Origin of the sequence: Roseibium aggregatum (assembly GCF_014692675.1) — a bacterium.
GTDB classification, from domain to species: Bacteria; Pseudomonadota; Alphaproteobacteria; order Rhizobiales; family Stappiaceae; genus Roseibium; species Roseibium aggregatum_C.
Genome location: NZ_JABFCZ010000016.1, coordinates 105,033 through 120,043, shown reverse-complemented (window position 1 = coordinate 120,043; position 15,011 = coordinate 105,033). Strand labels below are relative to the sequence as shown.

At 61.0% G+C, this 15,011-nt stretch carries 16 protein-coding genes; 11 read left to right on the top strand and 5 right to left on the bottom strand.

The window, feature by feature from the left end; genetic code table 11:
• Positions 1–14: 14 nt before the first annotated feature.
• Both HK439_RS15405 and HK439_RS15400 read right to left on the bottom strand, forming a co-directional pair.
• Positions 15–806, bottom strand: a complete 792-nt coding sequence (locus tag HK439_RS15405) for a hypothetical protein (protein ID WP_190292411.1) — start codon at positions 804–806, stop codon at positions 15–17.
• Positions 739–1,245, bottom strand: coding sequence for a DUF488 family protein (locus HK439_RS15400; protein ID WP_209011843.1), 507 nt, complete (start codon positions 1,243–1,245; stop codon positions 739–741). Before HK439_RS15400 ends, HK439_RS15405 begins: the two co-directional genes overlap by 68 nt.
• A 164-nt stretch (positions 1,246–1,409) precedes the next feature.
• On the opposite strand from HK439_RS15400, the gene HK439_RS15395 reads away from it, so the two are divergent.
• From HK439_RS15395 to HK439_RS15370, 6 genes are all read left to right on the top strand, one after another.
• Positions 1,410–2,534: a class I SAM-dependent methyltransferase gene (locus HK439_RS15395; RefSeq protein ID WP_190292409.1), complete on the top strand. Its 1,125-nt coding sequence runs from the start codon at positions 1,410–1,412 to the stop codon at positions 2,532–2,534.
• 10 nt (positions 2,535–2,544) lie between these two features.
• The gene (locus tag HK439_RS15390; protein WP_190292408.1) at positions 2,545–3,549 is read left to right on the top strand and encodes an amidoligase family protein; all 1,005 of its coding nucleotides are present in this window, start codon (positions 2,545–2,547) and stop codon (positions 3,547–3,549) included.
• Positions 3,531–4,220 carry a gamma-glutamyl-gamma-aminobutyrate hydrolase family protein gene (locus tag HK439_RS15385; RefSeq protein ID WP_190292407.1) on the top strand — a complete coding sequence of 230 codons (690 nt, stop codon included), beginning with the start codon at positions 3,531–3,533 and terminating at the stop codon, positions 4,218–4,220. The genes HK439_RS15390 and HK439_RS15385 overlap by 19 nt, the downstream gene beginning before the upstream one ends.
• 87 nt (positions 4,221–4,307) lie before the next feature.
• A complete protein-coding gene (ribB, locus tag HK439_RS15380; protein ID WP_190292406.1) occupies positions 4,308–5,627 on the top strand; it encodes a 3,4-dihydroxy-2-butanone-4-phosphate synthase in 1,320 nt (439 codons plus the stop codon).
• A 254-nt stretch (positions 5,628–5,881) separates the two neighbouring features.
• Positions 5,882–7,081 (top strand): multidrug effflux MFS transporter, encoded by a 1,200-nt coding sequence (locus HK439_RS15375; protein ID WP_190292405.1) that lies wholly within the window; start codon positions 5,882–5,884, stop codon positions 7,079–7,081.
• 211 nt (positions 7,082–7,292) lie between these two features.
• Positions 7,293–7,847 (top strand): hypothetical protein, encoded by a 555-nt coding sequence (locus tag HK439_RS15370; protein ID WP_190292404.1) that lies wholly within the window; start codon positions 7,293–7,295, stop codon positions 7,845–7,847.
• On the opposite strand, the gene HK439_RS15365 is transcribed toward HK439_RS15370, so the two are convergent.
• A complete protein-coding gene (locus HK439_RS15365) occupies positions 7,844–8,278 on the bottom strand; it encodes a winged helix-turn-helix transcriptional regulator (RefSeq protein WP_190292403.1) in 435 nt (144 codons plus the stop codon). The two genes, HK439_RS15370 and HK439_RS15365, sit on opposite strands and share 4 nt — an antisense overlap.
• 149 nt (positions 8,279–8,427) lie before the next feature.
• Here HK439_RS15365 and gstA point away from each other — a divergent pair, with 149 nt between their 5' ends.
• From gstA to HK439_RS15340, 5 genes are all read left to right on the top strand, one after another.
• Complete coding sequence (gstA, locus tag HK439_RS15360; RefSeq protein WP_190292402.1) at positions 8,428–9,042, top strand: glutathione transferase GstA; 615 nt, start codon at positions 8,428–8,430, stop codon at positions 9,040–9,042.
• Positions 9,043–9,107: 65 nt separating this feature from the next.
• A complete protein-coding gene (locus tag HK439_RS15355; RefSeq protein ID WP_190292401.1) occupies positions 9,108–9,503 on the top strand; it encodes a nuclear transport factor 2 family protein in 396 nt (131 codons plus the stop codon).
• A 14-nt stretch (positions 9,504–9,517) separates the two neighbouring features.
• Complete coding sequence (locus tag HK439_RS15350) at positions 9,518–9,724, top strand: tautomerase family protein (RefSeq protein ID WP_190292400.1); 207 nt, start codon at positions 9,518–9,520, stop codon at positions 9,722–9,724.
• Between the two features lie 261 nt (positions 9,725–9,985).
• A complete protein-coding gene (locus tag HK439_RS15345) occupies positions 9,986–10,945 on the top strand; it encodes a TAXI family TRAP transporter solute-binding subunit (RefSeq protein WP_190292399.1) in 960 nt (319 codons plus the stop codon).
• Between the two features lie 64 nt (positions 10,946–11,009).
• Positions 11,010–12,812: a TRAP transporter permease gene (locus tag HK439_RS15340; protein ID WP_190292398.1), complete on the top strand. Its 1,803-nt coding sequence runs from the start codon at positions 11,010–11,012 to the stop codon at positions 12,810–12,812.
• On the opposite strand, the gene yghX is transcribed toward HK439_RS15340, so the two are convergent.
• Positions 12,804–13,709 carry a YghX family hydrolase gene (yghX, locus tag HK439_RS15335; RefSeq protein WP_190292397.1) on the bottom strand — a complete coding sequence of 302 codons (906 nt, stop codon included), beginning with the start codon at positions 13,707–13,709 and terminating at the stop codon, positions 12,804–12,806. The two genes, HK439_RS15340 and yghX, sit on opposite strands and share 9 nt — an antisense overlap.
• A gap of 138 nt (positions 13,710–13,847) precedes the next feature.
• Complete coding sequence (gene aroC / locus HK439_RS15330) at positions 13,848–14,933, bottom strand: chorismate synthase (protein WP_190292396.1); 1,086 nt, start codon at positions 14,931–14,933, stop codon at positions 13,848–13,850.
• Positions 14,934–15,011 lie beyond the last annotated feature (78 nt).

The following is a 15,011-nucleotide window of genomic DNA, read 5'->3' as shown; positions in this document are numbered from 1 at the left end:
GGAGCTCCGAAAGGTCAACGAAGCAGAAAGTCGCCTTGAGTATCAAAATCCAATCTCACGACACCTACCAGCAACCATTGATTAGGTGTTCCATTGGTGACGTTTCTCCGACTATGAGTACTGAAAGTTAAGACTATTCCTGCTCGAAAGTACTGCTCTTCGTATTTATATTTGATATCCTCAATTGCCTTTTTTCTATTATAGTTTCGCTCAAAGCGATTGAACGCAGCAATAGTTTCCCAATCATCACATGAGTGCCTCCGCTCATTACCTTCCATATCTTTCCAGCGAGCTACGAAGCGTACCGGGCACGGCTTAAGTGGTCGGGCAGTAGAATCAAACATCGAAAGCTGATTTGCGAGTTCGGCGTGTTTCTGCCGTTCGATTTCAATCTCGCGAGATGTTTTCTCAAATGGAATGATTTCAAATTGCGCAGGTCGAATCATCGTCAAAGATTCATTCTTCGAATTTGCCTCCTCGAATGAACTTCGCACCAGCGGATTTAAGAAGCGCGCACGCTCGGACTTCTTAACCGAACCGGACACGCTAAGTGATTCCGGCAGAACCTTTTGGCTTTCAATTCGTCTATCTCGAATAGAAGTCGTGTAGCTATAATTGATCCAATTCCATCTCTTAAACTTTTGATCACTCTGCAGAATTCTGAATGGTACCGGATACTGGCGTCGCCATTTTCCATCACGTCCAATGCCAGCACAGCATACAGTTTCAGAGTATTTGCTAGATCTGTGCGGCTGCGCTTTGACGAGAATAAAACACTCGTCTTGCTCCGCTTTTTCGAGTTGCATTCCCATTTACCCCTAGGTGCACTGCCTTACAACCTAGAGCTTCTTCTAAATGATCTGCAACAATTTTGCGGTGACAGCAATGATGGTCCCGCTCGTAACACATCAGGCAGATGGTTCGATCTTTCGCGAGCTCTTTTACTTCTTCCAGAGCAATTTGGGCGGTTTCACCATCCATGACACCGAGAAAAATCGATCGGAACTTATCCATAAGTCCGGCTCTGGCCGCATCCCGACCCTCTTTCGGATCTCCAAGCGCTTTGACATGGATGTAGCCGATACCTACCGATTGGACAGCTTCAGAGAGCGCCGTTTTCGAAAACCCTTTACGCCGAGATTGTGCACGGTCTCTGATATCGACAAGCACTTCGACACCACCGGCCTGAAGCGTCGCGATAAAATCTTCAAGATCGGCCTTTTCATAACCTATAGTTGTAAACATTCGGCGCTCCTTCCTGGAACTGATTCGCATATCAACTCCAGCTTGTCACCATGCGAATTAAGATTGTTTTTAGCGCTTAGATGAAGCAATCCGTTACGCCAGTGGACCAGTTCGTGTTCTCACCCCATATTGAGGCGGGCGCAACCTCGTGAGGGAGTGAACCGATGAAGCCGGTCGAGACCAGTGAACCTGTCGAGACCTCAGGGAATGAACGATCCGCACGGCCGTCTCTTGGAAAACTGGCCAGGCGGACCGGCTACATCCTGCGGCAGGGCAGCCGGATCGCGCTTTATACCGCGCATTCCGAGGCCATGCGCCGGATCAACAACCGGCTGAAGGCGGACCTTCCCGAAACACCCAAACCGGTTCCGGACGGGCCGGTGCCGTCCCAGCGGCGCATGCTTTCCGACATTGCAAAGCTTTTTGCCGCGGATCTGAAATCGGTGGAGGACGGCGACTACCCTTCCCCGCGCGACGGCACCATGACCCCGGGCGAACTGCTCCGAACCAGCCGGACCTTCTTCGCCGATGTGCCCAGGGTCGCCGAACGCCGGGCAACCGGCAGCCATCAGGAGGTCTTTGAGGAAAGCGACCGGTTCGGAAAGAACCTGCCGCGCTATTACCGCCAGAATTTCCATTTCCAGACGGACGGCTGGTTCTCCGAGGAAAGCGCAAGGCTCTATGATTTTCAGGTCGATGTTCTGTTTTCCGGGGCAACGGCGGCCATGCGCCGGCGCGCGCTTGTTCCCTTTGCCCGGATTCTGCGGGCGAAAGACCAGCGGAAGGTCGCTTACGCGGACCTGGCATGCGGCACCGGCGGCCTCTTGAAACCGGCCCTTGCCGCCTTTCCCCGTCTGAAGGGCGTCGGCGTGGACCTGTCAGAACCCTATCTCAACGTCGCCCGGGAACGGATTGACAGCCATCGGGCAACTTTCGTCAATGCGATGGCGGAAAACCTGCCCTTTGCCGACAACAGCCTCGACGTGATTTCCTGCGTCTTTCTCTTCCACGAGCTTCCGCCCAAGGTGCGCCGTCAGGTGATTTCGGAAGTGGCACGCGTGTTGAAGCCGGGCGGCAGTTTCCTGTTCGTCGACAGCCTGCAGACCGGCGATGTTCCGGATTACGACGGGCTGCTGTCGCTCTTCCCCCAGCTCTTCCACGAACCTTACTTTACCTCGTATCTGAAGGAAGACCTGACGGGGTTGTTCCGACAGGCGGGCTTGAGAGAGAATGCCGTGATGCCGGCGTTCGTTTCGCGGGTTGCGGAATTCGTCAAAGAGGAAGCCTGACCGGGAAGCCATGATCCTGTCCGAAAAGATGATGTGGCCGCCGCACACGCTCGGTGCGGACGGAAAGACGCGCCGGGTCGGAGTGGAACTGGAATTTGCAGCCGTCAGCGCCCGCGACGGCGCCAGGCTCGTCCAGTCGCTCTTCGGTGGCAGCATCGTTGAGGAAGACCCGCACCGGTTCTTCGTCAAGGACACGAAATTCGGCGAGTTCGTCTGCGAGCTCGACAGCCAGTATGTCCATTCGGCAGCCGATGAAGACAAATTCGAAACACCGGCGGAAGGCACGAAGGAGTTCCTGACCCGGTTCCGGGCCGAGTTCCGTAAACTTCTTGGCGATATTTCCTCCTATGTCGTGCCCTGCGAGGTCGCCTGTCCGCCGATCGCCCTCGACGACCTGCCGGAAGTCGAAACGCTTGTGGCCGCCCTTCACGATGCCGGCGCGTCCAGCACGCGCTCAAGCCCGCTTTATGCCTTCGGGGCACAGCTCAATCCGGAAATCGTGTCGACGGACGTAAGCTATCTGACCGCGATGCTGAAGGCTTATCTCTTGATGTCCGACTGGCTCCGGGCCGTGATCGACGTCGATCCGACCCGCCGGATCGCCGCCTTTGCGGACCCGTTTCCGCTGCCCTATGTGAGCAAGGTCGTCGCGCCGGACTACGCCCCGGACCTCTCCACGCTGATCGACGATTACCTGGAAGACAATCCGACCCGAAACCGGGAACTGGACATGCTGCCGCTGTTTGCCCATCTCGACAGGAAACGGGTGCTCGATGTTGTCAACGATCCCCTCATCAAGACGCGGCCGACGTTCCACTACCGCCTGCCCGATTCCCGCCTCGGCGAACCGGGGTGGGGCATCCTGCTGGAATGGAACCGGTGGTGCCTGGTGGAAAAGCTCGCTGAAAGACCGGACCTGCTTCGGGAAATGGGCGAGGCCTTCCAGTATCATCATCAATGGCCCTTCAGTAACTCCTGGGCCGTGAAGGCCAGCGAATGGTTGCTGCTGTCATGACCAGACCCCGGATAGCCGTTACCACATCGCGCGGCGGCGGACGTTACATGTGGTGGTTCTACTGGATGTCGCTGACGCTTTACGGAGCGGAACCGGTGCGGCTGATCGCGCCTGCACGCCAGTACGACCTTACCGATTTCGACGGCTTCATCATCGGCGGCGGCGACGATATCAGCCCGGATCTTTATCTCGCCAACACGCCCCTCGATGCCCGCCTCGATCCGGAGCGGGACCAGATGGAACTGGAGATCCTGAGGTTTGCCGATCCGCTGGACATGCCGGTGCTCGGTATCTGCCGCGGGGCGCAGATGCTCAACGTTCATCGCGGCGGCTCGCTGCACCAGGACGTGCGCGCGGTCTTCGAGGGTGTTCCGAAGATGTGGACCCCGCTGCCGGCCAAGACGGTGCGCTTCGTCAATGACAGCCGGCTTGCCCGGATCCACGAGCGCGAAACCCTCAGGGTCAACAGCCTGCACAATCAGGCGATCGACCGGCTCGGCGACAGCCTGAACATCGTCGCCCGGGACGAATTCGAAGTCCCGCAGGCGATCGAGGACCCCGCGGCCCATTTCGCCATGGGGGTCCAGTGGCACCCGGAATTCCTGATCTATCGGCGGATCCACCGCAAGCTGTTCAAGGCCTTCCTCACTGCGGTCCGCGACCGGCTTTGAGCCATTTCCGAGCGGCTTTTCAGTGATACTGAAATTTTTTCCGGAATCGGCTTGCGGCCGGCCGGTCCGGGCAGTACATGAACGGACATGAGACTGGATCACTGGCTATCGCAGAACGGGGAAAGCCGCAGCGCCTTTGCGCGCCGCGCCAACCTGTCTGCCGCCTCGGTCACAGCGCTTTGCAATGATCCGAATGTCTGGGTGTCGCGCGACATGGCGCGCAAGATCGCCGAAGCCACCAACGGCGCGGTGACCCCCAATGACTTTCTCGGCCTTTCCACAACCAAGGAGCATCCCGTGTCCCAGGCCCGTGTCGCAGAAGCCATTCGCGCGTTCGAGCGCGGCGAAATCGTGGTCGTCACCGACGATGACGACCGCGAAAACGAGGGCGATCTGATCGTTGCCGCCTCCAAGGTGACACCGGAGCAGATGGCCTTCGTCATCCGCCACACCTCCGGCATTGTCTGCGCGCCCATGACGGTCAGCGCCGCCCGCCGGCTCCGGCTCGATCCGATGGTGGCGGAAAACGACGCGCCGCTGGCAACCGCCTTCACCATCTCCGTCGACTACCGCCAGGGGCTAACGACCGGCATTTCCGCGGAGGAGCGCTGCTCCACCGTGCGTGCGCTGGCCAATTCGAATGTGGCCGCGGAAGATTTCGTCCGGCCGGGCCATATCTTCCCGCTGGTGGCCAAGGAAGGCGGCGTTCTGATGCGCTCCGGTCACACCGAGGCTGCCGTCGATCTGTGCCGGCTGGCCGGACTGACCGAAGTGGGCGTCATCAGCGAGCTCGTCAATGACGACGGGACTGTCAAGCGCGGCGCGCAGGTGGCCGATTTCGCTGCCGAGCATGACCTGAAGATGGTTTCCGTTTCCGACCTGATCGCCTGGCGCCAGCGCACCGAACGGCTGGTGGAACGGATCAACGAGCAGCCGGTCGACACCATCGTCGGCCCGGCCTATGCCATGACCTATTCCACCCCCTACGACCCGATGCACCATGTCGCCATCGTCTACGGGGATATTCTGGACGGGCGCAACGTGCCGGTCCGGCTGCAGCTCGAATCCGTGCTCGACGACGTCTTCGGCAAGAACCAGCCGCTCGACGCGACGATGAAGCATTTCGCCGAACGGGGCCGCGGCATCATCGTCTACCTGCGCGAAGGCTCGGTCGGCGTTGCCCGCCAGTCCACCCGCCCGCGCAGCGAGCTCGAGGCAGCCGAAACCGAAGAGCACAGCTCGGCACAGGCACGCCAGGAACAATGGCGGGAAATCGGCCTCGGCGCCCAGATCCTCAAGGACCTCGGCGTGACCTCCATCCGCCTGCTTGCCTCCCGCGAGCGGCATTATGTCGGGCTGGAAGGGTTCGACATCAAGATCGAGGAAACCGAGATCCTGGATCACTGATCCGGCTCGGCTATAGCCCTGCTTTTTCCGGTACCGCTCCGGCGGTACCGGGCTCCCTCATCAATTCCCGCCTGCATGGCATTTCGGCCACAGCAGGGACCAAATGACCGAAACACAGGTTTCGGCCATTGTGCCAGGCTATCCCCGCCCTTAGCTTTAATCCATTCGGTTCGCGCCCTTGTTCATCACACCGCGTTCCGGGCCGCCTGCGCCTTTCCGGTTTTCATATTTTGAATTTTCCAGGACTTCGGACCATGTCCAGCGGTTTGTTTCGCTCTGCGGTCGTGCTCGGCCTGATGTCGGCTGTCGGCCCGTTTTCGATCGATATCTATCTCCCCGCCCTTCCCGCGATCGGAGAAGGGCTTCATGCGTCCGTCGCCGCCACACAGATGACGCTGACCGTCTTTTTTCTGTCGTTCGGCATTTCGCAGATGATCTACGGGCCGCTGTCCGATCAGGTCGGGCGCAAGCTGCCGGTCTATGTGGGACTGACGATCTTCTTTCTCGGCTCGCTCGGCTGTGCCTTTGCACCGACGATCGAATGGCTGATTGCCGCCCGGTTCGTGCAGGGCATCGGCGCGGCCGTGGTCATGGTCGTGCCGCGGGCGATCATTCGCGACCTGCATACCGGCTACGAGGCGACTCGGCTGATGGCGCTGGTCATGCTGGTCATCAGCGTCTCCCCGATGCTCGCGCCTCTGGCCGGCACCGGCCTGATCGCGCTTGGCGGCTGGCCGGCGATCTTCCTGTTCCTGGCGGTGGCGGCCCTGTGCAGCATCACCTTGGTCGCCACGACCCTGCCGGAGACGCTGGCGCCCGAGAACAGAACGCCGGTGAATGTGAGGAACCTTGTAGCCGGCTCCCGCGAACTCCTGTCGGATTCCAGGTTCATGGGCCTGACACTGATCGGCGGCTGCGGCCTGGCGAGCTTCTTCGTCTTCATCGCCAGCGCCTCCTTCGTCTACACCCAGCAATACGGCCTGAGCCTGCTGCAGTTCAGCCTGGCCTTTGCCGTCAATGCCATCGGCTTCTTCTCCTCCTCCCAGTTCGCAGCCGGTCTCGGCGAGCGCTTCGGCATGTCGCGGATGATCGCCTGGGCCACCGCGGGCTTTTTCGTCATCGAACTGTCCCTGCTGGCGCTCACTGCAGCGGGCATGGGGTCGCTGCCTGTCCTGATTGCCTTCCTGTTTGCCGGCAATGCCTGCCTCGGCCTGGTTATTCCGACCGCGATGGTGCTTGCACTCGATCAGCACGGCCACATCGCCGGTCTCGCCTCGTCTCTGGGCGGCACGCTGCAGATGGTGATCGGCGGATTGATGATCGCGGCGGCCAGCCCGTTCTTCGACGGCACCGCGCTGCCCATGGTCGCAACCATCGCCGTGTGTGCGGTGATGGCCTTTGCCATTTCCAGAATCCTGCGGGTCGGCTCGCCGGAGACGCGCGGCACGGTCTGAAGATGATTTTTTGCACTACCGGCCTTCGGCCTGCTTGAGTGCGGGCGTGCTATTTTGTGCACTACCGGCCTTCGGCCTGCTTGAGTGCGGGCGTGCTATTTTGTGCACTATCGGCCTTCGGCCTGCTTGAGTGCGGCGCGCCTTTGACAACACTGCCGAAGCACCTGAAAGTTACAGGATCGACAACCCGGCAGCAGGCGAAGTGAGGCACATGAGCAATACGGATGCCGATCCGTTCAGTGATCTGGAGAAACCGACGGGACCGGCTCCCTTCGCGATTGGTTTCGACAGGTCAAGTGGCGATGCAATGGTATACGGAGGCCTGTTTCTGGGCGGGCTTCTGGTGGTCGTGTCCATTGCCGCGGATATGCCGGTGATGGCGCTGGTCGCCCTTGCGCCGCTGGCTGTCGCCTTCTGGCACTACCCGATGCTCGACCGGCGCGTTCCGCAGATCGGCGCAAATGCGGACGGTTTTTTCGTCGAACGGATCGGCTTTATCGACTGGGCGTCGATCCGGAAGTTCGACCTGCGCCGCACCGCTGTCCGAAATATCGAACTGGCCAGGCTGGAAGTCTCGCTCACGCGGCCGCTGGCCGATGCGGTTTCCGGCCCGCAGATTTATCCGGCGTGGAAAAAGGTGATGATGCGCAACTGGAAGGCCCGCCGCGAAGCCGACGGCACCGATACGCTTGTGATCCAGTTGCATACCCTGTCCGCCGATCCGGAGCAGATCCTGGAGAGACTCCGGGCGTACCGGAAGGTTTAGGACGCAGTATCTTTCCCGCCGGAATAGTTCCGGGCGCCGCGAAAATGCTTGATCTGGAAGGCCTGGGAAAGATCGTCCGCGCTGCCGGCATTGCGCTGTTTCAACTCCTCTCCGACGGCTGCAATCGCCTCGATCGCGGGAACGAGACGCATGCCCAGTTCATTGAGGCTGTATTCCACCGAGGGCGGTGACGTTTCCTGCACCTTGCGCTCCAGAACGCCGCCTTCCTCCAGTTCCCGCAGCCGTCTGGTCAGCACCTTGGGCGAGATCTGGGGGATATCCGCCCTGAGTTCGCTGAACCGCCTGGGGCCGCCACGCAGGTACCAGATGATGCTGGGTGTCCACGCGCCGCCGATGATCGACATGCATTCCAGCAGCGGGCATCGCTCGGGCGGCAGCGGGCTTCGGTTCTTGCGCATTTTCAAAGCCATTTCGATCCTCCGGTTTCCTTTGGGAAACCCGATAATCCAGTATCATTAGGATACCTGGTTTACAAGATATACCCCACTTCCTAGATCTTTGTCCGAGACCGGCCGATCTCACGATTTCCGTAACTCATGACAGTCAAGGAACGATACGCATGAAACTCTATTATGCGCCCGGCGTGTGCTCGCTCGCGGTCCATATCGCACTCAACGAACTCGATGCGACTTACGATCTGGAGAAGGTCGATCTTGCCAGCAAGGAAACCGAAACCGGCCAGAACTTCACCATGGTCAATCCACTGGGATATGTTCCGGCCCTCGAAATCGACGGCAGCGATATCCTGCTGGAAGCCCCGGTCATCCTGCAGTACCTGGCGGATACGCATCCCGACGCAAAGCTTGCGCCTCCCGCCGGGACACGGGACCGTCTGAGGCTTCAGGAATCCCTGAACTTCACCGCGTCCGAACTGCACAAGTCGTTCGGCCCCTTCTTCGCCGCCGTCAAGCCGGAAGGGGCGCTGGAGGAGCAAGCGATGAAGAAGCTCAAGAGCCGCTTCGACCGTCTGAACGGCATGCTGTCCGACGGACGCGCCTATGTGATGGGCGATGATTTCTCCGTCGCAGATGCCTACACGTTCGTCGTTGCCAACTGGGCCGGCGTGATCGATCTCGATCTCAGCCCGTGGCCGTATGTCCAGGCCTATGTTGCCCGGGTCGGCGCCCGGCCGAAGGTTCAAGCGGCCATGAAGCGCGAAGGCCTGATCAACTGACATCCCAACACCGCAAGACCCGTGCATCGCATGCGGGTCTTGCGGCCCCTTCCAAGGATCACATCATGACCGAGGATTTCGCAGCCCTGCAGGCGCAGATGCAGGTCTATTTCGACGGCCTTTATCACAGCGACACCGAGAGGCTGGGACAGGTATTTCACCCGGATGCGCATTACGTCTGCGCAACCGATGACGACCTCACCCGGCTTACCATGAAAAGCTACTTCGATATCGTCGATGCGCGCCCGTCACCGGCCAGCCGGAGCGAAGCGAGGGCGGACGAGATCGTTTCCATCGGATTTGCCGGTCCAAGGACGGCGATCGTCCGCGCCCATTGCGCAGTCGGCTCCCGCTATTTCACCGACCTGCTGACCTTCATCAAGACCGGCGGTACCTGGCGGATCATTTCCAAGGTCTTCCACTACGACCACGTTTCCCCCGCCACAGGCCCGACAAGCTGACAGGAGATCTCCAAATGCCTTACGTGAACATCAAGATCACCCGGGAGGGAGCAACGGGGGAGCAGAAAGCGGCTCTCATCAAGGGCGTCACCGATCTCCTGGTCGACGTCCTCAACAAGACGCCGGCGACCACCGTGGTTGTCATCGACGAAGTGGACATGGAGCATTGGGGGATCGGCGGATTGCCGGTGGAAGAGTACCGCAAAAGCCTGTCCTCCTGACGGCCTGGATCGGGATCGCCGGCTGCGCGCGGCACCCGGCAAATCAAGCCGCGGCCGGCATCTTCCGCGCCTTTGGCCAGCCAGGCAGAAAACCTTCTGTTTTTCAAGGCCGGATCGGTTGCATACGAGATTGCAATGTGGCTTGCTCGGAGTAATACCAATCGTTGTTGGTGTTCGACCGAACGCTGCCAGCGACCTATATCCAGGCGAAATAACAAGGCGACACGGGAATAAACACCGTGCGCCGATCAGGAGGAAACCATGCTCAACAAGATACTTCGTACGGGCCTCGTCGCCCTCGCCGGCCTGGCGGTTACCCTGCCGGCGTCCGCGGAAACGCGGATCACCTACAAGTCTGCCAAGACCGGATCCTCCTATTACCAGATGGGAGTCGAGATCGCCGAAGCGACGAAGGCCGGCTCGAAGGGCGAGATCATCGTGACCGTCGAGGAAAGCCAGGGTTCGGTACAGAACGTCATGGAAACCCGCGCCCGTGGCGGCGATTACGTGTTCACGACACCGCCCGCGCTAATCGGACTGGCCCAGGCCGGCAAGGCCATGTTCAAGGACAAGACCAGCCCGAAATTCGACGATATCCGGGCGTTGTTTCCAATCCCGTCCCTGACCATGCATTTCGTCATGGCCAAGAAAAGCGGTGTGACCGACTTCGCCGGACTGGACGGCAAGACAATCCTGCTCGGCAAGGGCTCTTTCGGCGCGAAGGAAGGGGAGAAATATCTGAAGCTCTTCGGCCTTGAAGGCAAGGTCAAGCTGGCCGAGGTGGAACTCTCCAACGCGGTCCCGGCGCTGAAGAACGGCCAGATCGACGGCTTCGTCACCGCCGGCTCGTGGCCGGCTCCGAACGTGGTCGAAGCGGCTGCGTCGACCGATGTCACCGTGCTGTCGCTGACGGACGACCAGATTGCCGAGACCAAGCGGTCCAAGCTGGTCATTCCGGCCGGCACCTATGCAGGCCAGGACACGGACATCACGACCACGTCGCTTCCGGTGGTGGCTTACACGACCCTGGCGATGGACGACGACACGGCCTACCAGCTCACCAAGACGTTCTGGGAAACCAAGGCAGCCATGGGCGAAACAAGCCGCTGGTGGAACGGGGTCGACCAGGGCCTGATGGCCACGATCACCGGCAAGATCCATCCGGGCGCCCTGCGCTATTACGAGGAAGCCGGCTTTCCGCTGACCGACGCGCAGAAATAACCTGCCGTTCCCTTCCGGTCCCCGGACAACCTTACTGTCCGGGGACCGTCTTGCTGAGCCTTTCATGCACAACCAATCCCCATCCGCGGATCGTCTCGTCCGGTTCGGCCGCCTGCTTTGCGCGGCAATTCTCGTCCTGTTTCATCTGGGGCTGATCTTTTCCGGCCTGGTGCCCAACCTGGTCAGCCGGCCGCTGCACCTGGCGCTCGCACTGCCGTGGATCTTCCTGTTCGTTCCGGCCTCCCCCTTCCGGCGCGTGACCGGATGGCTGTTTGCGCTTTTCGGGATTGGCGCCAGCGTCTGGGTGGCCGTGAACCACGAACGGCTGCTCGATCAATACGGTTTCCTGGAAGGCGGCTTTCAGATCGCAATCGCCGTGGTTCTTCTGGCGACCGTTCTCGAAGCCGCCCGGCGCGCCATCAACTGGCCGCTGCCGCTGGTGGCGCTCCTTGCGCTCGCCTACGGCCTGTTCGGCCAGTATATCCCCGGCGAGTTCGGCCATGCCGGCACACCGCTTGAAAGTTTTCTCGGCACGCTCACCATCGCCGAGGGCGGCATCTGGGGCAGCCTTGCGGGCGTCTCCGTGTCCGTCGTCGCCATCTTCGTGATCTTCGGCGCCGTGCTTAATGCGGGGGAAGCCGGAAAGGGATTCATGAACGTGGCCGCTGCCGCCGCCGGCCGCCTCAACGGCGGCGCGGCCAAAGTCTCGATCATCTCCTCCGCCCTGTTCGGTTCGATTTCCGGTTCCGCCTCCGCCAATGTGGCCTCTACGGGCGCCATCACCCTTCCCGCCATGACGAGGCTCGGCTACCCGAAGCGGCTGGCAGGCGCCGTCGAAGCGGTTGCGTCCTCGGGCGGTCAGATCATGCCGCCCCTCATGGGAGCGGGCGCCTTTGTCATGGTCGAACTGACCGGCGTTCCCTACACCACGATCATGGGCGCCGCGATCCTGCCCGCCCTGCTTTACTTCATTGCGGTCTGGATCGGCATCAACGCCCATGCCCGCACACTGGAGCTCAAGGGTCTCGATGCGGCCGACCGTCCCGACCTGAAGAACACGGTGATCACCACCGCCTTCTTCCTGGTGCCGTTCAGCGTGCTGATGTGGGGGATGTTCGCCGCCGGCTACACGCCGCAATATTCGGCAAGCCTTGCCATTCTCACCGGCTTCATCCTGCTTTTCCTTGACGCAAGCCTGTCGGTGAACCTGAAGGATGCGCTGCTGCGTATCGAGGAAGCGCTGGTGAACGCGGCCCGGCAGGTGGCGATGATCGCATCGATCATTCTATGCGCCTCGATCATCATCGGCGTCCTGTCGATTACCGGCCTTGGGGTGAAGATCACCTCGCTGATCCTGTCCGGTTCGGGCGGGCTGCTGTGGCCGTCGCTTCTGCTCACCGCACTCGCCTGCCTTATCCTGGGCATGGAGGTGCCGACGACGGCGGCCTATGTCATCTGCGTCTCGGTCGCGGGACCGGCGCTCACCCAGCTTGGTCTCGCCCCGCTGCAGTCCCATCTCTTCGTATTCTGGTTCGCGCTGCTGTCGACCATTACCCCGCCGGTCTGCGGCGCCGTCTTCATTGCGGCCGGCATGGTGGGCGAGAACTGGCTGAAAGTGGCCATAACCGCGATGGGCCTCGGGGTCGGGCTCTATGTCATCCCGTTGGGCATGATCGCTAATCCCGCCCTGATTTCACTGTCGAGCGAACCGCTCGCGGCCCTCGTCGCCTTCGTCCAGATCGGCGTCGGACTCGGATTGATCTCCTACGGGCTGATCGCCACCCGGTCGATACCGAAAACAGCAGCCCTGCTTGGCTCGGGGCTGCTGCTGATTTTCGTCAAGCCTCTCGCGGACGCTCTATTTTAGGTTCTCGTTGAAGAACGCGATGGTGCGTTCCTCGGCGAGCTTTGCCGCCGCCTCGTCGTAGCGCGGCGTCGTATCGTTGTGGAACCCGTGATTGACGTCCGGATAGATATAGGCGGTATACGTCTTGCCCGCCTTTTTCAGGGCGTCCTCATAGGCCGGCCAGCCCGCGTTGATGCGCTCGTCCAGGGCCGCGTATTGCAGGAGCAGCGGCGCCTGGATGTTTGCGACGTCCTCCGCCTTCGGCTGACGGCCGTAGAACGGCACGCCGGCGGCCAGTTCCGGATAGGCGACCGCGATGGCATTGACCACGCCGCCGCCGTAGCAGAAGCCGACCGCACCGACCTTGCCCGTGCAGTCGTCCCGGCCACGCAGATATTCGAAACCGGCGAAGAAATCGTTCATCAGCTTGGTGCCGTCGACGGTCTTCTGCAGTTCACGGCCCTCGTCGTCATTGCCGGGATAACCGCCGACAGAGGTCAGCCCGTCGGGCGCGAGCGCCATGAAACCTGCCTTGCCCATGCGGCGTGCCACGTCCTCGATATAGGGATTGAGGCCACGGTTCTCGTGCACGACCAGGACGGCGGGCAACTTGCCGGTGGCTCCGGCCGGGCGGACCAGATAGCCGTTCACCTCGCCATGGCCGTTCGGCGAGGGATAGGTGATCCGCTCAGTCACGATCGAGGCGTCGTCGGGCGGCACCTGCTGGGCCAGCGCGTAGTTCGGCGAGAGCTGGTCGAGCAGCATGGCTGCCGTCACCCCGGCAACGGCGAATTTGCCCGCGCCTTCCAGAAACGCGCGCTTGGTGATCTTTCCATGCACGTAGTAATCGTAGAGTTCCAAAAGCTCCTGCGGAAAATCCTTCGCGGTCTTCCGCACAACCGGCGTCATATCGTTCATTGCTTCCCTCCGAAAAGACGGCAGATCACAGATCTGATGTCAGTAGTTTTAGGAAGCTCCCTCCCGCGATCCAGCGTCGCGGGCGGCACAAAATTGTAACGAGATGTAACCGCCGGCCTTTTTCGACGGCAATTCGCCCTAGCCGACCTGGCCGCGATGACGCAGGAAATGATCGGCAAGCACGCATGCCATCATGGCCTCGCCGACCGGCACCGCCCGGATGCCGACGCAAGGATCGTGGCGGCCCTTGGTCATGACGTCGACTTCCTCTCCCTGGCGGGTGACCGACTTGCGTTCGGTCAGGATCGACGACGTCGGCTTGACGGCGAAGCGGGCGACAATCGGATCGCCGTTTGAAATGCCGCCCAGGATACCGCCGGCATTGTTGGACAGGAAAAACGGCTTGCCGTCGTTGCCTATGCGCATTTCGTCGGCGTTTTCCTCGCCGGTCAGGGTCGCGGCTTCGAACCCGTTACCGATCTCCACGCCCTTCACGGCGTTGATCGACATGAGAGCCGCGGCGATTTCGGTGTCGAGCTTGCCGTAGATCGGCGCCCCCCAGCCGGCCGGCACGCCCTCCGCGACAACCTCGATCACCGCACCGACGGAGGATCCGCTCTTGCGGATGCCGTCCAGATAGTCGGCCCAGAATTCGGCCGCCGCCTTGTCCGGACAGAAAAAGGCGTTGTTGTCGACCTCGCCCCAGTTCCAGTTGGACCGGTCGATCTTGTGCGGCCCGACCTGGACCAGCGCGCCGCGGATGGTGACGCCGCTGAGGACCTTGCGGGCGATCGCGCCGGCCGCCACACGCATGGCGGTTTCGCGCGCCGAGGACCGGCCGCCGCCGCGATAGTCGCGAATGCCGTATTTCGCATCATAGGTATAATCGGCGTGACCGGGACGGAACCGGTCCTTGATTTCCGAATAGTCCTTGGACCGCTGGTCGGTGTTCTCCACCATGAGGGAAATCGGCGTGCCGGTGGTCTTTTGAACGCCGTCGTCATCGATCATGACGCCGGACAGGATCCGGACTTCGTCCGGCTCGCGGCGCTGGGTGGTAAAACGCGACTGACCGGGCTTGCGCTTGTCCATGAACCCCTGGATATCGGCCTCCGTCAAAGGCAGCAAAGGCGGGCAGCCGTCGACCACACACCCGATTGCAGGACCATGGCTTTCGCCCCAGGTCATGACCCGAAACAGATGACCGAAAATATTATGCGACATGTCTATGCTTTCCAGCGGGGTTCGGCGGCAGCCTTTGATCTTCGGGTCTTCGAACTGCAGGCGGCAGCACCATCTACA